This is a genomic window from Micromonospora coerulea, from assembly GCF_016598485.1.
Lineage (GTDB): Bacteria > Actinomycetota > Actinomycetes > Mycobacteriales > Micromonosporaceae > Micromonospora > Micromonospora coerulea.
Genome location: NZ_JAEMUW010000013.1, coordinates 65,243 through 83,232 on the forward strand (window position 1 = coordinate 65,243; position 17,990 = coordinate 83,232).

Sequence of the window (17,990 nt, forward strand, 5' to 3'; positions counted from 1 at the left end):
GTCGTCAGCTCGCCCGGGGCCAGCGCGGCGTGGTGGCGGGGGGCGCCACCGGCCGACCGGTACCGCCGGGCCGGATGGCGGGTCGCACGCCGGGTGCGACGACCCGGCCGGCCTGACCGCGCGGGGACGGGGTGACCGGGGCGGACGGACGCGCGGGCGCCCGCCCGGTCAGCACGAACGGGAAGGGCACGTGCACGAACGGGTTGCCGTGCCGCACCAGCGCGTCGATCTGCCGCTCGTTGAGGCCGTGGGTCTTCAGCACCCGCCGGCCCCAGCGGTGCAGCCGGCAGGGGTACGCGGCGCCGTCGTTGCGGCACTTCGGTCCGGCGGGCCACTCCTCGGCGGCGTGCACCACCACCGCCCGGACCGCGAGCCGGACATCCTCGGGGGTCAGCGGCGCCGGCACCGGCACCTCGCCCAGGATCTGATCGATGGGATCCGTCGACTGCTCACCAACTCGCACGGCAGGCCTCCCGCAGCTCGGCAGCGGTGCGGCTGACCCGCCGCACCACATCCTCGCCCACTGGTACGGCCCCCGACCGGCAGGAGTTCAATCCGGCCCGCCCCGCCGGCCCGGCACGGCACGCACCCGGGCGACCGGCCGCCGGATCCCGCCGCCGACCGCCCTGCCGGCCGGTAGCGTTTCCGACGGGACAGCGAGCCGGGAGCGTGCGATGACCGAGCGGCAACCGTACCGGGTGGTGACCCGCCATCCGGGCTTCGAGCTGCGCCGTTACCCGCCGCACCTGGTGGCCGAGGTACGCGTCCAGGGCGACTTCGCCAAGGCCAGCAACGAGGCGTTCCGGCCGCTGGCCCGGTACATCGGCGGCGCCAACCGGTCCCGGCGGAAGAACGCGACGGCGCCGGTGGTGCAGAAGTCCGCCGGGGCGGAGAAGATCGCGATGACCGCCCCGGTGGTCCAGGAGGAGGGGGACACCCCGGGCTGCTGGCTGGTCCGGTTCGTGATGCCGGCGAGCTTCACCGCGGCGACCCTGCCCGAGCCGGAGGACCCCCGGGTCGCCACCCGGGAGATCCCCGCGCAGCTCGTCGCGGCGATGCGGTTCTCCGGCCGCTGGACCATGAAGGCGTTCGAGGAGCGGGCCACCGCGCTGGGCCGGGCGGTCGCCGACGCCGGCTTCCAGCCGGGCGGCGCCGTCCGGTACGCGCGCTTCGACCCGCCGTGGAAGCCGTGGTTCCTGCGCCGTAACGAGGTCCTGCTGCCCATCGCCGAATAGGTCGGCGGCCGGCGCGGTCGCCGGGTCACCCCTAGACTCCCGGTGACCCGCCCCCGGCCCAGATGGGAAGTCCCGTGCGTCGCTGGCCCGCCGCCCTGGCCCTGGTTCTGCTGCTCACCGGCTGCGGTGGCGGCATCGAGCGGACCGCTCAGCCGCCCGCCTGGCAGACCCCCGCACCGACCGCCCCGGCCCCGCTCACCGTGCCGGAGGCCAAGGGCCGCTACCTGGCGATCGTGGCGCCGTACAACACCGCTTTGGAGAAGCTGGAGGACGCGCTGCAGGCCGGCCGGCCGTGGCGGACGGTGCGCACGCTGGCCCGTGCGGTGGCCACCACCAACGCCACCCACGCGGAACAGTTGCGCACGACCGGCTGGCCGGCGAAGGCGCAGGCCCCGATCGCCGCGCTGCTCAAGGAGAACGAGCTGGCACTGAAGCACTGGCGGCTGGCCGGCGAGGCGGCGAGCGCCGAGGCGCTGATGCGGGAGATCCGCGCCGCCGCCGCCCACGACGGCGGCCGGCAGGCGAACAAGGTACGCGCCACCCTCGGCCTCCCCGTCTACAAGGAGTCCTGACCTCCGGGGTCCGGCTACCGCCGCTCGACCGTCGGACGGCCAGCACCTCCGACCAGGGGCCGGACGGGCGGTGGGCCCGCGCCGCCGTGCGGCACGGGCCCACCCGGTGGTGCGTCCTACTTCCGGTTGCCGGTGTTGCTCACCCGGAAGGTGTAGTCCGCGTCGAGGAAGGTCAGGTCGCCGGTCGGCAGGTTGGAGATCAGGACGGCGAAGTCGTCCTGGTTGCCGCTGGCGCACCTGGTCCGCAGGCCGCTGACGTCGATCCGGTCGCCGGTGAACCGGTAGACCCAGTTGCCCGCGCCGTCCGTGGTCTCGCCCGCCGAGGTGGTGCCCGGCGTGAGGTCACAGTGGCTGACCACCTGGACGGTCCAGTTGTTCTCCTGCACGCCGGTGGTGGTGAACCAGTCGCCGGCCGGCGAGGAGAGGGTCGCGGCGGTGCCGTTGACCCGGACGTCGTCGACGAACCAGCCGGTGTCCAGGTACGCGGCGTCGGTGGAGTACCGGAACCGCACGTCGGTGGCGCCGGCGGGCAGGTCGGCGGTCAGGTGCACGTAGACCGGGTCGTCCACGAAGTACTCGCCGCCGGAGGTGCCGGTCAGGCCGTTGCCCTCGGTGTTGTTGCCGTGCGGGTCGTCGTCGGTGGTGACGACCTGTCCGGCGTCGTTGCGCAGCGGCACGGTCACCCAGTTGCCGCCGACCAGCGCCTCGACGAAGCCGAAGTCCCAGCCCTCCTCGATGAAGTACCAGCTCCAGAAGTCCAGCGAGGTGACTGCTCCGGAGGTGTCGACGTTGAGGATGTTGTCGGACTGGCTCTCGTAGCCGGCGTACCAGTGGGTGCTGCCGGTGTGCGGAGCGATGATCGTCTTGTCGTCGCCCGCGAAGGCCAGCGCCACCGTCGGCCCGGGGTTGCGGAACCGCTCGACCGACATGCCGAACGGCACGGCGGTGGTGTCCGGCCGGTTCTTCAGCCGGGCCCACTTGGCCTCCGGGGTGGCGCCGTTGTAGCTGCCCCGGCCGCTCCAGAAGACGTCGTCGGCGATGTCGATCGTCCACGACGTGTCGGCCGGGTCACCGAAGTCGAAGGCCTTGATGTTGTAGATCGACGAGTCCTCGTCGTCCAGGTAGACGGCCACCGACCAGTCGCGGAACAGGTCGGCCGCGCTGCGCAGATGGGCGCCGGTCTGCGCGTTGAAGTCGTCGATGGCGTTCTGCACGCCGGTCATGCCGTCGGCCTGCTCCTCGAAGATCATCTTGATCAGCAGGTCACCGGCCTTGCCGTCGTACTGCTTGTCCGGGGTGTAGGTGCCGTCGCCGTTGCCGCCGGCCTGTTCCCAGAGGTACTGGAAGTAGGTGAACGCGGCGCCGTAGTTGGCCAGCGTGCCGCCCCAGCGGGTCAGCGAGGTCTCCTCGTAGAAGACCTGGTGGTTGCTGAGGTGGGAGCCGCCGGCGTCCAGGCCGTTGAGGAAGATGGCGAAGTCGGCCAGCCCCTCGTCGACCCAGGAGAGCTCGCCCGGGTCGCTGTAGTTGTGCAGCAGGTGCTCCAGCTCGTGGGCGACCGTGCCCTCGTACAGCTCGGGGCGGTCGTTGGCCGGGTTGGCGTCGCGCCACGGCGACGTGTTCGGCCCGACCCGGTTTGCCCAGTCCAGGGCGTCGACCACGATGACGTTCATCCCGACGCTGTCGATGAAGTCCGGCGCGAAGTAGCCGGCCGTGTACGACGTCTGGGAGCAGTCGTAGTAGGCGTCGTCCTGGATGTTGTAGAGCACCATCACCAGCGAGTCGCTGGCCGGCTCGGTCGGGTCGGCCGCCTGCATCGGGCCGAAGTGCTCCTCGTCCACCGCGACGATCTGGTCGGCCAGCTTGTCGCCGACGTAGTTGATCTCGGCTTGGGTGAGCGCAAACTGCGCGGCCGTGGCGGTGGCGCACGGGACGAACTCGTCGCCCGGGTTGTGGTCGAACTGCGGGTCGAGGCTGGCCACGCCGGTCGGCGCGGTGCCGTTCAGCGGGGTGCCGACCGGGACGTAGATGTAGACCGGGGTGCCGTCCGGTGTGGTGTTGGCATACACCCGGGTGAAGTCCTGGTCGTAGGTCCCGCCCGCCGCGCTGTCGTTGATCGGCAACGTGATGGTGGGTTCGCCGGGAAGGTTCTCGTGATCGCTCGCCTGGGCGGGCGCCGAGGCCGTGAAGGCCAGCGCCGTGACGCCCGCCAAGGCGGCCGCGATCCAACTCGGTCGTCTCATTCGCACGCGGATGCCTCCTGCGGGTGGGGCGGTGATCAGCTCCGGCCACCGCCGTCCGGGTAACACGTGTGAACCCCGGGACGTTGCGCGCGGATGTCGCATTGACCTGGGGATATGCCCCCAGCAGACCACTTGCGACGGTGAATGCGAAGTCGCGTCAGGTCACAGAATCGTCACGAACGCGAGACAGGCGGGACGGCTCCCGCGCCCGACGTCGCCGTGACACTTCCGGCCCGCGGCCTGTCGCCTGCCGTCATGGGCCGCTACCGTTCCCGCCGGGGAGGTGCCGGTGTACGTCGTGTCGGTGATCAACTACAAGGGCGGGGTGGGCAAGACCACCATGACCGCCAATCTCGGTGCCGAGCTGGCCAACCGGGGCATGAAGGTGCTGCTGATCGACCTCGATCCGCAGGCGAGCCTGACGTTCAGCTTCTACGAGCCGGACGACTGGCGGGACCGGCTGCGCGACGGCCGCACGATCAAGCGCTGGTACGACGGGCTGCGCGGGGACACCCCACGGGCCACCCTGGGCGAGCTGGTGGTCTCCCCCGGTCCGGCGAACGCGCACCTGAAGGGCGCCGGCCGGCTCGACCTGATCGCGTCCCACCTCCAGCTCGTCGACATCGACCTGGCCCTGGCCCGGGGGGTGGCCGACGGCGACGAGTACGACGCCGAGCTGTTCCGGGTGCGCGGCTCGCTGGCCGAGGGACTGCACGACGACGCGCTGGACCCGTACGACCTGGTCCTGATCGACTGCCCGCCGAACTTCAACGTGGTCACCCAGTCGGCGATCATCGCCAGCGACCACCTGCTGATCCCGGCGCGGGCCGACTACCTCTCCACGCTCGGCATCGACTACCTGCACGGCAACGTCCGGGAGCTGGTCGACCGGTACAACGCCGACTCCCGCCGGTTCGCCACCATCCGCCGCCATCACAAGGTCGCGCCGGGCATCGCCGGCGTGGTGTTCACGATGATCCAGCTGATGGCGCAGCGACCGGTCGCCGCCCAGCAGGGCTACATGGACCAGGTGCGGGCGCTCGGCGTGCCGGTCTTCCCGACCGCGCTGCGGGAGAACGTCACGCTCTTCGCCACCAACACCCCGCGCGGGGTGCCGGTGGTGCTGCGGGACCGGGTCACCGTGCCACCGGTCCGCGACGAGCTGCGGCAGATCACCACCGAGTTCCTCGCTCATCTCCAGCCGGCGGGGGCGGCCGGATGACCGACCCGACGCGCGCCGTGCTGGCCCGGGTCGCCGAGTTCCTGGCCGGTCTCTCCGCCGCGGAGGTGACCGCGCTAGCCGAGGGGCGCGCCCGGCTCGCGCTGCTTCCGGACCACGCCGCGCCCACCGCCATCTCTCCCGTCCCGGTCACCGCCGCGCCGGCCGTCGACGGACCGGCTTCGGGCGCCGCGACCGACGTCGGTCGCGCGTCGGCGCCGGCACCCACGTCCCCCGTGGACGCCGAGCGCGCGTACGCCGCGCTCGCCGCCATGTCGCGGCGCGCCGACGGCACGGCGTACCTGGCGGCGTGGACGACCCGGGAGCTGCGGGCGCTGGCGGCGTGGGCGGGGCTGCGCGGGGTGACCGGACTGCGCAAGTTGGAGCTGGTCGAGCGGATCGTCGACCGCACCATCGGCTTCCGGCTCGACTCCACTGCCATCCGCCAGCGCTGAGGCGCGATCCGCCCGGGTCCCTTTAGGCTGTACAGCCACACACCTCGACGGTGAGGAGAGACCGATGGCCGGCGGCACGAACCGGTACGTCGCCCTGCTGCGTGGCGTCAACGTCGGCACCACCCGGATCGCCATGGCCGACCTGCGCCGCCTCGTCGCCGACCTCGGCCACACCGAGGTGAAGACCTACCTGCAGAGCGGCAACGTGGTCTTCACCAGCGCCGGGACGGACACCGCGAAACTGGCGCGGGGCATCGAGCGGGCGCTCGCCGACGAGCTGGGGCTCGACGTGCCGGTGCTGGTGCGCAGCGGCGCCGAGCTGACGGCGGTGATCGAGGGCAGCCCGTACGCGGACCGGCAGGACGATCCGACCCGGCTGCTGGTGGCCTTCCTGTCGGCGCCGCCCACGAAGGCCCGGGTGGCCGAGCTGACGGTGCCGGCCGGGGAGAACGTCGAGTACACGGTGGCCGGTCGGGAGATCCACCTGCACTTTCCCGACGGCGGGTACGGCCGGAGCAAGTTCACCAACGCGTACCTGGAGAAGAAGCTCGGGGTGGTGGCGACCAGCCGCAACTGGAAGTCGGTCTGCGCGCTGCGCGACCTGGCGACGGGCTGAGCTGCGGATCCACCGTCCGGTCGGATTTCCCCTGCGCGATCTTGTCCGGTGGTCCGCGGCCCCGGTACGCTCCCGGCCGCTACTCCATCGTGAAAGGACCAACAGTGACCGCTCCTGTCACCGCTACCGCCCAGAAGTCCTGGCTGGTCGCGCTGCTGCTCTGCTTCTTCGTCGGCGTGCTCGGCGTGCACCGCTTCTACGTCGGCAAGGTCGGCACCGGCGTCCTGCAGCTCATCACCTTCGGGGGCCTGGGCATCTGGACCCTGATCGACTTCATCCTGATCCTGATCGGGTCGTTCAAGGACAAGCAGGGCCAGCCGCTCGCCAAGTAAGCACCGCGTGCAGGGGGCCGGGACCGGATGGTCCCGGCCCCGCCTCGCCGATCTTGCACTTCGGGCCCGCGTCTCGCGGCGTTCACCCGAAATGCCCGGGCCCCAACCGCAAGATCGCCGGAAGCGGAGGTGCCGTGGGTTGTCAGGTGCGGCGCATTCGGCGCCAGAGCAGGAGGGCGGCGGCGGGGACTACGGTGGCGACGGGGATCGTCAGGGCGGCCGGCCAGGGGCCGCGCTGGGGGCGGCCGGCGTGCCGGACGGTCAGGTCGGACACCAGACCGGTGGCGAGCTGCAGGTCGAACACCTGGCAGGTCTGCATGCCCAGTTCGCAGTTGTGGCCGGTGTCGAAGCGGGACATTGTCCGGCGGGTGCCGGAGCCGAGTTGCATCTCCGCCAATGACGCGTGACCCTCGGCGTTGATGGTCGCGACGACCACACTGCCCGCGGAGCGCCAGCCGAGCAGTTGCACGACATCCTGGACCGGCGCCGGTGGTGTGCTGGCGCCCGTGACGGGCACGAACTCGACGTTGCCGACCTTCCACAGGAAGGTGCCATGGCCGGTGTCGCCGCCGGTGGTGCCGTTGAACGGCCCGTCGTAGAGCCATGGCACGGTGGCGAGGAACCTGCCGTCCGGCGACCAGGCGACGTTGGCGGCCAGCTCGCGTCCGGCCGTGATCTGGACGCTGCCGTACTCGTGGCCGTCGAGGTCGATGAGGTGGGCCTTCTGGCCGACCTGTACGGCAAGCCGGCGGCTGTCCGGCGCGAACGCCGCCGTCCAGGCCGGTCTGATCGCCGGCACCTCGGTGCTGCGTCCAGTCGACAGGTCGAGCAGCCGCAGCGTGCCGGTGCGGGCCACCTCGGCCTCGACGACGTTGACGGTGCCGAACTCGCCGGAGCCGGTGAGGGGCCCGGCGCTGTACGCGACGTGGCGGCCGTCGGGGGACCAGGCCAGCAGCCGCACGCCGACCGGGTCGCCGAGCGGGATCGATCGGCGCTTGCCGGTGGTCAGGTCGACGAGGATCAGGTCGCCGGTCGCGCCGCGGTCGTCGCCGAGCAGCACGCGGGTGCCGTCCGGGGCGAGCAGCGCCGACGGTCGGCTCCGGTCCTCCATGGCGTCGACGCGCCGGTACGTCTCCCCGTCGGCCCCGACGACCAGTGACTGGAACATGTTGAACGTCTCGCCGTTGCCGTAGCCGTAGAGGGCGACCGCGCGGCCGGGCGGAGCCTTCGCGACGGTGCTGGTGAGCATCGAGTACCCGGCGAAGCGATCCGGCAGGCTTGGCTTCGTCGACGGGGCTGCTGTCTGGACGGGAAGCTGGACGCCGGGCACGACCAGGATGGCCAGGAGGAGCACGACGATTGCCCACACCGCGGCGGTGCCGATCCGCCGGCGGCGGGCCGAGCGGCGGCCCAGGGTGAGCACGGTGTCCAGGTAGCCGGCCGGCATCGGCGGCGCCGGCTCGTCCGGCAGGGTGGCGAACAGGTCTCTCATGGGATGTCCGACCCTCCCGGCACGTAGTTCGGCAGCAGGCGTCGCAGCGCCGCGATGGCGTACGACGTCTGGCTCTTGACGGTCCCGGTCGAGCAGCCCAACGCCGCCGCGGTCTGGGCGACGTCGAGGTCCTCCCAGTAGCGCAGGACCAGCACTGCGCGCTGCCCGCGGGACAGCTTGGCGAGCGCCGCCAGCAGGTCGATGCGGTGCTCGGCGCCGGTCAGCGGGACAGCACAGGGGCCCGCCACGTCGGCGGTGGGGCGGACCCGGCGGCTCCAGATGCGCTCCCGCTCGGCCAGGTAGGCGTGGACCAGCATCGCCCGCACGTAGGCGTCGATCGAGTCCGCCGCCGACGCCTTCCGCCAGTGCCGGTACAGCGCGACGAGACACTCCTGTACCAGATCGTCAGCGGCCGACCACTCTCCGCACAGCCTGTGTGCGAGCCGCCGCAGCGACGGCGTGCGCGCCTGCACGTAGTCGACGTATTCCCGTTCATCCCGCAACCCGACCTCCCCACGACACTATGAGTGGTCCGGGATCCGATTCGGTTGTGGCATCAGCGCCAAACTCACGAACCCGGGCTGGAGTATCAGGGTGCGCGGGCCGGCCCTCTTCGAGGCCGGTCGGGCGCCGACCGGCTGAGCGACCGGAGGCGACCCTTGTCGCAGATCACCCTCAAACCGCGGTGACGAAGCGGCGCCGTCGGGTACGACAAGGAAGAGAAAGGCGCGCCCGGCGGGCCGTGGCAGCGCTCCCGCGCCGGACGGGCACCTTGACGATGGGAGAGACAGCCGCATGGCGAACACGATTCCCGACATCCCACTCAACGACGGCAACACCATCCCGCAGCTCGGCTTCGGGGTCTTCCAGATCGAGCCGAAGGACACCCCGGCGGCGGTCGGCAAGGCCCTGGAGGTCGGCTACCGGCACATCGACACCGCGGAGATGTACGGCAACGAGGCCGAGGTGGGGCAGGCGGTCCGCACCTCCGGACTGGACCGCGGCGAGGTCTTCGTCACCAGCAAGCTGAACAACGGCTTCCACCGGCCCGACGACGCCCGCAGGGCGTTCGAGTCGACGCTGCAGGCGCTGAAGTTCGACTACCTGGACCTGTTCCTGATCCACTGGCCGCTGCCGACCCTCTACGGCGGGGACTTCGTCTCCACCTGGAAGGTGCTGGAGGAGTTGCAGCGCGACGGTCGGGTCCGGTCGATCGGGGTGTCGAACTTCCAGGTGGCGCACCTGGAGCGGCTGGCCGCCGAGGCGGACGTGGTGCCGGCGGTGAACCAGATCGAGGCGCACCCGTACTTCGGCAACGAGGAGGTGCGCGCGTACGGCAAGGCGCACAACATCCTCACCGAGGCGTGGTCGCCGATCGCCCAGGGCAAGGTCCTCGACGACCCGACCCTGGTCGACATCGCCAGCGAGGTCGGCCGGACCACCGCCCAGGTGGTGCTGCGCTGGCACGTGCAACGCGGCGACATCGTCTTCCCGAAGTCGACCACCCCGAAGCGGATCGAGGAGAACTTCCAGATCTTCGACTTCGAGCTGGACGACGCGGCGATGGACCGGATCACGAACCTGGACAAGGGCGAGGCCGGCCGGCAGGGCCCGAACCCGGACACCTTCGACTACGTACCGAGCTGACGTAACGCACCACGAAATCGCGGCGCAGGTAAGGAGGGGCCCGAAACCGGGCCCCTCCTCGCGTACGAAAGGACCACCTCGCCGCGATGATGCGCCGCCGTCTCCCGCTGGCCCTGCTGTCGTTGCTGATCGTCGCCGGAGTCGGCGCCTGCGGACCGACCGCGGCCCCGCAGGCCAGCACCTGGTCCGCCCCGCCGACACCCTCGGCGACGCCGCCACCGCCGCTGCGGCCCGCGCCCACCACGGCCGGTCAGGTGCGCAGCCGGGTGAAGGCCGCGATGCTGGACCTTGACGCCGAGTTCCACCCGGAGACGGCCGACTACGCCGAGGAGAACACCGAGGCGGTGAAGCTGATAGCGCCCTGCCGGGACAGCCTGCCGTCGGATCGTAAGCGCAGCGGGCAGCGGGAGCGGCTCTGGCGGGGGAAGAAGGTCTGGATCCGCCAGTACGTCGTCGGCTACCTCAAGGTGCCCGGCCGCAAGCTCGCCGACGAGCTGCGGGCGACCCTCGCTAAATGCAAGCGGTACACATACTCGTCCGACGGCAAGGTGTCGACGATCCTGCGCCCGACGCCTCCCCCGGTGCCCAACGGGCCGGAAACCATCACCTTCTGCGAACGGCTCGCCAGCAGCCGCCCGTTCCACCAGTGCACGCTGCTGCTGACCCGGGGGAACTTCGTGCTCGAGATCGACGCCTCCGACGAGAACGGTGACCTCGCGGCCACCCAGAAGCTGCTGATCCGGCTGGCGCCGCTGGCCGTCACCGCCCTGCAGAAGGCGGCCTGATCCCCTCAGCTGCCGACCCGCTCGGCGACCCGGCGGAAGGCCGCCTGGGTCGCCGAACCGGGCTCGGGGACGTAGACGATCAGCCGCTGGTCGGTCTCCGGCACGTGCAGCACCCGGCACTCGAACTCCAGCGGGCCCAGCTCCGGGTGGGCGACCCGCTTGACGGTCGGGCGGCGCTCGCCGACCTCGTGCTCGGCCCAGAGCGCGGCGAATCGGGGTGACACCCCGAGCAGCTCGGTGACCAGCTCCGCGATCGCCCGGTCGGCCGGGTAGCGGCCGTACGCGGCGCGCAGGTCCGCGATCGAGGTCCGGGCGAACCGCAGCACCTCCGGGTCGTTCCAGTGCGACCCGGGAACCGTCCGGCTGAACATCCAGCGGATCATGTTCCGTTCATCCGCCGGCACCGCCGACAGCTCGCCGACGAACCAGGTGGCCAGCCGGTTCCAGGCCAGCACCTCGTAGGCGGCGTCCACCAGGTACGCGGGCGTCTCGGTCATCGCGTCGAGCAGGCGCCGCAGCCCGTCGGGGACCTCCCGGCTCGGGCCGGCGGACTCGGGCGCGCTCTCCCCGGCGATCCGGAACAGGTACGCCCGCTCGTCGCGGGTGAGCAGCAGCGCGCGGGCCAGCGCGGCCAGCACCTGCCGGGACGGGTGCGGCCCGCGTCCCTGTTCGAGCCGGATGTAGTAGTCGATGGACATGCCGGCGAGCTGGGCGACCTCCTGCCGACGCAGGCCGGGCGTGCGGCGGCGTACCCCCTCGGGCAGGCCGGCCTCGGCCGGGCGCAGCCGGGCCCGCCGGCTGCGCAGGAAGTCGGCCAGCTCGGCACGCCGCAGGGTGGTCATGCCCTCCAGCTTGCCGCACCCCCGCCCCGCGAAGGCGGTACCGCCGGTACCAGCCTCGGTGGGCCTCTCCCGGCCGGCCGCGCCGACCGGCAGGGTCGATGGCATGACTACGACGATCGCCCTGATCACCGGGGCCAACAAGGGAATCGGCCTGGCCACCGTCCGGCAGCTCGGTGCGCGCGGGTGGACCGTGCTGGTCGGCGCGCGGGACGCGGCGCGGGGCCGGGAGGCCGAGCGGACGCTGCGCGAGGGCGGCGCGGACGCCCGGTTCGTCCCGCTGGACGTCACGGACGAGGAATCGGTCGCCGCCGCGGCCAAGCTGGTCGAGACGGAGTACGGCCACCTGGACGTGCTGGTCAACAACGCCGGGATCGTCCGGGCCGACGGCTCGGCGATGCCCAGCGAGACCACCCTCGCCACCCTGCGCGAGGTCTACGAGACGAACGTGTTCGGCGTGGTGGCGGTGACCAACGCGTTCCTGCCGCTGCTGCGGAATGCCCCGGCGGCGCGGATCGTGAACGTCTCCAGCGAGGTCGGCTCGATCGCGGTGATGACCGACCCGCAGGGCGCCCTGTTCGAACTGACCTCCGTGCCGTACCCGTCGTCGAAGGCGGCGCTGAACATGGTCACCGCGATGTACGCCAAGGAGCTGCGGGACACCCCGATCAAGGTGAACGCCGCCAACCCCGGCTACTGCGCCACCGACCTCAACCACAACTCCGGTTTCCGCACCCCCGACCAGGGGGCGGAGGTCAGCGTGCACCTGGCGACGCTGCCGGCGGACGGGCCGAGCGGCCTGCTCTGGGGGTTCCAGATGGACGCCGGCGGCGGGTACGGGGTGTTGCCCTGGTAGCCGGGTCAATCACGAAGAGGAATCGCTTTCGACGTCTTCCGGAGCGGGCGTTGGATATGCTGGGTCGCTGTCCGACCCGTCGGAGAGGCCCAGTTGCCGGCGCGTCTGCATGATCTCGGCGATTCGCGTCTCCCTCTCGGTCTCAGTCAGTTGACGCCAGTTCTCCATGACCAGCCTTGCCGCCTCGATCGCATTCGCTTCCTTCTCCTCCACCTCTGACCCGCCTTGCAGCAGCCCCAACTCGCTTCCGACGGGCTCACCAGTGTCGACGTAGTAGGCATCGCGTAGCACGTCGGGATTCTTTTCCTGCAGCACCGCGAGCGCGGGCACGTCGAGATCAAACCTGTGGTGGGGTTGCCGCCACCAATGAAGGCGGGCCCAGATGTTCGTTCCGACCGACGGCGCCACGGCAATATCCCTCACTCGGAGCCCCCTAGAGTCCATTCTTTGTGGACTCGGTCCACGTTGCTCAACGACCTGAGCGTGTCGAAGTAACCCATCGACTTCTGGACCAGCGCCTGCGCCAGCCAAAAGGTTAGGCATAGCGAGAACACGGCGAGGCACGTCCACCAAGGCGAAACATTGTGAAAGCGTAGTGATCCTTTGAAGAGAGAGAGCTGAAGCGACCTCTCCATCAATGGCTGAAGCTGCAGGGACTGCCCTAGGAAGAGCAGAGCCGAAGCAACCGACACTACTCCTACTCCGATAAGGCCCAAACGAGCCGTCAACGATGTCCGTAGAATCCGATAGCTGTCGGAGGAATAGCCTAGCCAGGAAGCGGCGAACGCTGGAAGGGCCAGCAGGAAGGCCGGAAGCCCGGAGCTGAACTCCCTAGCCGTCCCGATGCCCGTAAAGAAGAGAACGAGGGCCGTGTTCAACGTGGAGACGATGGCCGCGCCGCCCAGGACACCTGGCGGCACCTCCTCAAACGCTACGACCGTTGCCGCCCCGAAAGGTTTGAGAAAGCAGAAGTTCCTGAGGTATGCATGCCCGTGCGGCAAGGCCGAGTTCTCTCGAATTTGCATGTGCGGCAGCATCGCACGCTTGGCGTCCGGACGCAGCCGATACTTGGCACCATCGCGCTCGCCCAGGCCGGACCTGATTGTTGCCGGCGTGACAGGCTCCTTGGTGTCGAGCCGAACCAACGCATGGTCACTGATGTGCAGCGATGCTTCTCCGCTGATGCGGAAATGGTAACTGCCTGCCATGAATGGCCAGCTGAGCGGAACGGTGAATCGGGACGGCCGTAGTCCCAATAGGGCGCGGAGACCGTCCTGGACGCTACTCGTCCGCATAAAGAGCGGCAGATCTCTCGAATACCGAAGCACGCATTGGGTTTCGACGGCTGCCTCCACAATCAAAAGGTAATGAGTCTCGAAGAACTGACACACACCTTGGAGACGCTTCAGCAGATCCTCGTTAACGGTCTTCCCTTCCTCTGGCTTCCGCCAGAACTTCACCGCTTCCTCAATCTCCTTCTTGATGTCCGTGGTGACCGCAGCGTTGCGAGAGAGGTCCGCTGACACTAACTCGAGCGCGATATCGCGAGCCCTCCGCACCTGCTCCACCCACTCCCTATCGCGACGAACCATCTTTTGTCCGACGAAAGTGAAGGTCCGAACGAAGAGCTGCCTGATCATCAGCATCAGGAGTGCCCTGGTCTCGAGATAGGGCAATGGCGAAAGCGCATTCCCAGCCCCATCATGGATCTCCAGCGTGTCCAGCATTACGCCTTTGCGTATTCGCGCAAGCGGAATGAGGCGCTTATGAGGCCCGTCAGACGCGTTGAGGTCCGAGATGTTGAGGACCAACTCAACGGTCACCGTCAGGGAGGGATCCTTTACTTCCACATGCTCGATCGCACGCGCTACGAACGTCTCCGGCTTCACGAGAAACTCTTCGAGGAAGTCGAGCTGGTGTGGCGAATATTTGCGGGCAACGCGCTCCTGCTCCGCCACCAGTACGTCAGGCGGAACGAGGCCGGCCACTTCCCCGTCGGCACCAAAGTCGTCCGACAACCGGCTAATTCGTCCCGCATTCCAGTATCCGATGATGAAAACCAGGCCCAAGATCCCGAGGATGATTCTGACGGCGCTACTGCCGACAGGGCCGTCAAAGATCGCCAGCAGAACGAGCGCGGTCGCACCCACGAGCAGAATGGCACGCACGGTGCGCTGCAACTTTACATTGGCTCCCGAGGATCGTCTAGACACCGGCTGTCCTCATTCCTGTTCAATTGTCTCGCGCTACCACCGCATGACGTGACGTCCATTTGATCAATACGTCCGAGGGTAATCGTCTGGTAACAGACACGATTGGAAAGTGTCGGAAGTCGGACAGGCGGCTCAGGCCCTTATCGGGCGATTGATCCGGACGGAAGCGCCTTCAACGCATTGCCACCGATTGTTGGAGTTCGCGTGATTGGAAGACCCGTCACGCGGCGACCAGCCGTAGAGCACCCGGACCTCCCGGTACCTCCCGAGGCCGGCGTTTGGCAAGCTGCCGAGCGTCCCCTTTGCCCATTGATCTCCGAGGAGCACCGATCAGGGTCAGCCGGTTCTGGTCAGGTCGATCCGCCAGTCGTTGGAGCGCATCAGCCGGCCCGGCGGGAACTCGAACTCGGTCTCGCCGAGCAGGGTGAAGCCGGCCTTGCGGCAGACCGCGTTCGATGGCGGGTTGTCCACCGACGGGTAGGCGTGCGCCCAGCGCCGGTCCCCGCTGGCTGCGGCCTCCGCGACCACCGCGCGCACCGCCGCGGTCGCCAGGCCCCGGCCCTGGTACGCGGGCAGGATCGCCCAGCCCATCTCGTAGACCTGCTCGCCGCGCCACTCCCGGGCCCAGTAGCCGACGCTGCCGACCTTCTCGCCGTCGGGCAGCACGACGCTGAACATGTTGCCGCTGCGCAGGCCCGGTCCCCGGACGTACCGCTCGTGCCGGGCGAGCACCTCCTCGTCGGTCTCCGGGCCGCCGGTGTGCGCCCGCACCTCCGGCGCGTTGAGCTGGCGCAGCAGCCCCAGGTCGCCCTCGTCCCACGGCTCGATGCGCACCTCGGTCATGTCGCCCCCCTTCTCCCGGAGGCTCATTGAAGCAGCCACCACCGATGATTCCCGGCACATCATCCGACCCGCTAGATCGGATCTAGCGGGCGCTCGCCGTCGTCTCGCGCCTGAAGGGTGAAGCCCGACCGAGGCGGGAGGGAAGCATGACACCGCTGCGGCTCGCCGTGATCATCGGCAGCACCCGTGAGGGGCGGATGGGCGACCGGGTCGGTCGCTGGTTCGTCGACCAGGCACAACAGCGCGACGAGATGACGTTGACCGTCGTCGACCTCGCCGCGTACGACTTCCCGGCCAGCTATCCGGCGGAGCCGACCGTGACCATGCGGGCATTCGCCCAGCAGGTGAGCCGGGCGGAGGCGTTCGTCGTGGTGACCCCCGAGTACAACCACAGCTTCCCGGCCTCGTTGAAACAGGCGATCGACTACGCGTACGACGAGTGGCAGGCCAAGCCGGTCGGCTTCGTGTCGTACGGCTGCCGTTCGGTCGGGCTGCACGCGGTCGACCAGCTCCGGACGGTCTTCACCGCCCTGCACGCCGTGACGGTGCGCGACACCGTCGGCGTGGATCTGCTCTGCGGCGAGCCGACGCCGCAGGCCGAGGACCAGCTGCGCCAGGACGTCCGGGTCCTGCTCGACCAGCTCTGCTGGTGGGGTCTGGCGCTGCGCGACGGTCGCGCGGCGCGCCCGTACGTCTCCTGAACGGATGAGAGGAAGGTTGCGATCATGAGTAAGCGCACCACCGGTCTCGCTGTCGAGGCCGACGGCCTGACCCGGTCGTTCGGGGAGACCCGGGCGCTGGACGGCCTCGATCTCCAGGTCCCCGCCGGCACCGTCTACGGGCTGCTCGGCCCGAACGGCGCCGGCAAGACCACGGCGGTACGGGTGCTGGCGACCCTGCTGCGCCCCGACGGCGGCCGGGCGCGGGTCTTCGGGCACGACGTCGTGGCCGAGGCCGACGCGGTGCGCGGCCGGGTCAGCCTGACCGGCCAGTACGCCTCGGTCGACGAGGACCTCACCGGCGTGGAGAACCTGGTGCTCCTCGGTCGGCTGCTCGGGCTGGCCAAACCGGCCGCCCGCCAGCGGGCCGAGAGCCTGCTGGCCGCGTTCGGTCTGACCGACGCGGCCGGCCGCCAGGTCAAGAAGTACTCCGGTGGCATGCGGCGGCGCATCGACATCGCGGCGAGCATCCTGAGCACCCCCGACCTGCTGTTCCTCGACGAGCCGACGACGGGTCTGGACCCGCGCAGCCGCAACCAGGTGTGGGAGATCGTCCGGGCGGTGGTCGCGCACGGCACGACGGTGCTGCTGACCACGCAGTACCTGGACGAGGCGGACCAGCTCGCCGGGCGGATCGCGGTGGTGGACCACGGCAGGGTGATCGCGGAGGGCACGCCGGGCGAGCTGAAGTCGTCGGTCGGCTCGGGCACGGTCCACCTGCGACTGCGCGACCCGGGGCGGCGGCCGGAGGCCGAGAAGGTGCTCCAGGCGGCACTCGGCGTGCCGGTGCAGCTCGAAGCGGATCCGGTGGCGCTGACGGCCCGCGTCCGCGGGGACGGCTCCGACCTCGACGCCAGCGAGCAGGCGGCCCGGGCGCTCGGGGAGCTGGCCCGCGCCGGCATCGTCGTCGACGACTTCTCCCTCGGCCAGCCCAGCCTGGACGAGGTCTTCCTGGCCCTGACCGACCACCCCGCCGTCGAGGCCGACGAGCGGGACGACCAGCTGGAGGCAGCGCGATGAGCAACGCCGCTACCACGACCGGGCGGGCGCCGTCCGTCTACGTGCCGTCCGCCGAGGCGCTGGCGACCGTCCTCGCACCCGGTGCGCGACCGCCCCGGCCGAGCGCGCTGTCGGCGTCGCTCACCTTCGGCTGGCGCGCGCTGCTGAAGATCAAGCACGTGCCGGAGCAGCTGTTCGACGTGACCGCGTTCCCGATCATCATGGTGCTGATGTTCACCTACCTGTTCGGCGGCGCCCTCGCCGACAGTCCGCGGGACTACCTGCAGTTCTTCCTGCCCGGCATCATGGTGACCAGCGTCGTGATGATCACGATGTACACCGGCGTCGGCCTGAACACCGACATCGAGAAGGGCGTCTTCGACCGGTTCCGGACCCTGCCGGTCTGGCGGCCGGCCGCGCTGGTCGGCATGATCTTCGGCGACGTGCTGCGCTACGTCCTCGCCGCCCTGGTCATCCTCGGCGTCGGGCTGGCGCTCGGGTTCCGGCCCGACGGTGGGCTGCTCGGCGTGCTGGCCGGGATCGGTCTGCTGGTGGTCTTCTCGTTCGCGTTCTCCTGGGTCTGGACGTTCTTCGGGCTGATCCTGCGCAGCGAGAAATCCGTGATGGGGGTCAGCATGATGGTGCTGTTCCCGCTCACCTTCCTGAGCAACGTGTTCGTCGACCCGGGCACCATGCCCGGCTGGCTCCAGGCGTTCGTCAAGGCCAACCCGATCACCCACCTGGTGGCGGCGGTGCGGGCGACGATGGCGGGATCGTCCGATCCGACGAAAACCATGTGGCTGCTGCTCTGGAGCGCCGGCTTCGTGGTCGTCTTCGGCACGCTGACGATGTACCGCTACAACCGCCGCTGACCCTCGCGATCGCCGACGGGCGCCGCCCCCGGACTCGGGCGGCGCCCGTCGCCGTC

General features: G+C 70.1%; 20 protein-coding genes. 12 read left to right on the plus strand and 8 right to left on the minus strand.

Annotation, left to right across the window (positions count from 1 at the left end; translation table 11 throughout):
• Positions 1-4: 4 nt before the first annotated feature.
• Positions 5-463 carry a hypothetical protein gene (locus I8N68_RS18020; RefSeq protein WP_200211265.1) on the minus strand — a complete coding sequence of 153 codons (459 nt, stop codon included), beginning with the start codon at positions 461-463 and terminating at the stop codon, positions 5-7.
• 211 nt (positions 464-674) lie between these two features.
• On the opposite strand from I8N68_RS18020, the gene I8N68_RS18025 reads away from it, so the two are divergent.
• Together I8N68_RS18025 and I8N68_RS18030 are read left to right on the plus strand one after the other, a co-directional pair.
• Entirely contained in the window at positions 675-1,235 is a 561-nt protein-coding gene (locus tag I8N68_RS18025; protein WP_200211266.1) for an SOUL family heme-binding protein, read from the plus strand.
• Between the two features lie 74 nt (positions 1,236-1,309).
• On the plus strand, positions 1,310-1,807 hold the full coding sequence (locus tag I8N68_RS18030; protein ID WP_200211267.1) for a hypothetical protein: 498 nt from the start codon (positions 1,310-1,312) through the stop codon (positions 1,805-1,807).
• A gap of 116 nt (positions 1,808-1,923) precedes the next feature.
• On the opposite strand, the gene I8N68_RS18035 is transcribed toward I8N68_RS18030, so the two are convergent.
• Positions 1,924-4,047 (minus strand): M6 family metallopeptidase, encoded by a 2,124-nt coding sequence (locus tag I8N68_RS18035; protein WP_200211273.1) that lies wholly within the window; start codon positions 4,045-4,047, stop codon positions 1,924-1,926.
• Positions 4,048-4,336: 289 nt separating this feature from the next.
• Here I8N68_RS18035 and I8N68_RS18040 point away from each other — a divergent pair, with 289 nt between their 5' ends.
• From I8N68_RS18040 to I8N68_RS18055, 4 genes are all read left to right on the plus strand, one after another.
• Positions 4,337-5,269 (plus strand): ParA family protein, encoded by a 933-nt coding sequence (locus I8N68_RS18040; RefSeq protein ID WP_200211274.1) that lies wholly within the window; start codon positions 4,337-4,339, stop codon positions 5,267-5,269.
• Positions 5,266-5,721: a hypothetical protein gene (locus I8N68_RS18045; protein WP_200211275.1), complete on the plus strand. Its 456-nt coding sequence runs from the start codon at positions 5,266-5,268 to the stop codon at positions 5,719-5,721. Before I8N68_RS18040 ends, I8N68_RS18045 begins: the two co-directional genes overlap by 4 nt.
• A 64-nt stretch (positions 5,722-5,785) precedes the next feature.
• Entirely contained in the window at positions 5,786-6,337 is a 552-nt protein-coding gene (locus tag I8N68_RS18050; RefSeq protein WP_200211276.1) for a DUF1697 domain-containing protein, read from the plus strand.
• 104 nt (positions 6,338-6,441) lie between these two features.
• Positions 6,442-6,669 carry a TM2 domain-containing protein gene (locus I8N68_RS18055; protein ID WP_200211277.1) on the plus strand — a complete coding sequence of 76 codons (228 nt, stop codon included), beginning with the start codon at positions 6,442-6,444 and terminating at the stop codon, positions 6,667-6,669.
• A gap of 142 nt (positions 6,670-6,811) precedes the next feature.
• On the opposite strand, the gene I8N68_RS18060 is transcribed toward I8N68_RS18055, so the two are convergent.
• A complete protein-coding gene (locus I8N68_RS18060; RefSeq protein WP_200211279.1) occupies positions 6,812-8,161 on the minus strand; it encodes a hypothetical protein in 1,350 nt (449 codons plus the stop codon).
• On the minus strand, positions 8,158-8,664 hold the full coding sequence (locus I8N68_RS18065; RefSeq protein WP_200211281.1) for a SigE family RNA polymerase sigma factor: 507 nt from the start codon (positions 8,662-8,664) through the stop codon (positions 8,158-8,160). The genes I8N68_RS18060 and I8N68_RS18065 overlap by 4 nt, the downstream gene beginning before the upstream one ends.
• A gap of 292 nt (positions 8,665-8,956) precedes the next feature.
• On the opposite strand from I8N68_RS18065, the gene I8N68_RS18070 reads away from it, so the two are divergent.
• Together I8N68_RS18070 and I8N68_RS18075 are read left to right on the plus strand one after the other, a co-directional pair.
• Complete coding sequence (locus I8N68_RS18070; protein WP_200211283.1) at positions 8,957-9,808, plus strand: aldo/keto reductase; 852 nt, start codon at positions 8,957-8,959, stop codon at positions 9,806-9,808.
• An 86-nt stretch (positions 9,809-9,894) separates the two neighbouring features.
• Positions 9,895-10,593 carry a hypothetical protein gene (locus tag I8N68_RS18075; protein ID WP_200211284.1) on the plus strand — a complete coding sequence of 233 codons (699 nt, stop codon included), beginning with the start codon at positions 9,895-9,897 and terminating at the stop codon, positions 10,591-10,593.
• 5 nt (positions 10,594-10,598) lie between these two features.
• Here the strand turns inward: I8N68_RS18075 and I8N68_RS18080 are convergent, their stop codons facing one another.
• Entirely contained in the window at positions 10,599-11,540 is a 942-nt protein-coding gene (locus I8N68_RS18080) for a helix-turn-helix transcriptional regulator (protein WP_234040023.1), read from the minus strand.
• Here I8N68_RS18080 and I8N68_RS18085 point away from each other — a divergent pair.
• A complete protein-coding gene (locus I8N68_RS18085; protein WP_200211285.1) occupies positions 11,539-12,288 on the plus strand; it encodes an SDR family oxidoreductase in 750 nt (249 codons plus the stop codon). The genes I8N68_RS18080 and I8N68_RS18085 overlap by 2 nt on opposite strands.
• A 9-nt stretch (positions 12,289-12,297) precedes the next feature.
• Here I8N68_RS18085 and I8N68_RS18090 read toward each other — a convergent pair whose 3' ends face one another.
• The 3 genes from I8N68_RS18090 to I8N68_RS18100 form a co-directional block, all read right to left on the minus strand.
• Positions 12,298-12,696 (minus strand): hypothetical protein, encoded by a 399-nt coding sequence (locus tag I8N68_RS18090; RefSeq protein ID WP_200211286.1) that lies wholly within the window; start codon positions 12,694-12,696, stop codon positions 12,298-12,300.
• Between the two features lie 11 nt (positions 12,697-12,707).
• Positions 12,708-14,456 (minus strand): hypothetical protein, encoded by a 1,749-nt coding sequence (locus tag I8N68_RS18095; RefSeq protein ID WP_200211288.1) that lies wholly within the window; start codon positions 14,454-14,456, stop codon positions 12,708-12,710.
• 381 nt (positions 14,457-14,837) lie between these two features.
• Positions 14,838-15,344, minus strand: a complete 507-nt coding sequence (locus I8N68_RS18100) for a GNAT family N-acetyltransferase (RefSeq protein ID WP_200211290.1) — start codon at positions 15,342-15,344, stop codon at positions 14,838-14,840.
• Positions 15,345-15,490: 146 nt separating this feature from the next.
• Here I8N68_RS18100 and I8N68_RS18105 point away from each other — a divergent pair, with 146 nt between their 5' ends.
• The 3 genes from I8N68_RS18105 to I8N68_RS18115 are packed head-to-tail and all read left to right on the plus strand — an operon-like array spanning position 15,491 to position 17,934.
• The gene (locus I8N68_RS18105; RefSeq protein ID WP_200211292.1) at positions 15,491-16,045 is read left to right on the plus strand and encodes an NADPH-dependent FMN reductase; all 555 of its coding nucleotides are present in this window, start codon (positions 15,491-15,493) and stop codon (positions 16,043-16,045) included.
• A gap of 24 nt (positions 16,046-16,069) precedes the next feature.
• Positions 16,070-17,083, plus strand: coding sequence for an ATP-binding cassette domain-containing protein (locus I8N68_RS18110; protein ID WP_200211294.1), 1,014 nt, complete (start codon positions 16,070-16,072; stop codon positions 17,081-17,083).
• Positions 17,080-17,934, plus strand: coding sequence for an ABC transporter permease (locus tag I8N68_RS18115; RefSeq protein WP_200211295.1), 855 nt, complete (start codon positions 17,080-17,082; stop codon positions 17,932-17,934). The genes I8N68_RS18110 and I8N68_RS18115 overlap by 4 nt, the downstream gene beginning before the upstream one ends.
• The last annotated feature ends 56 nt before the right edge of the window (positions 17,935-17,990 follow it).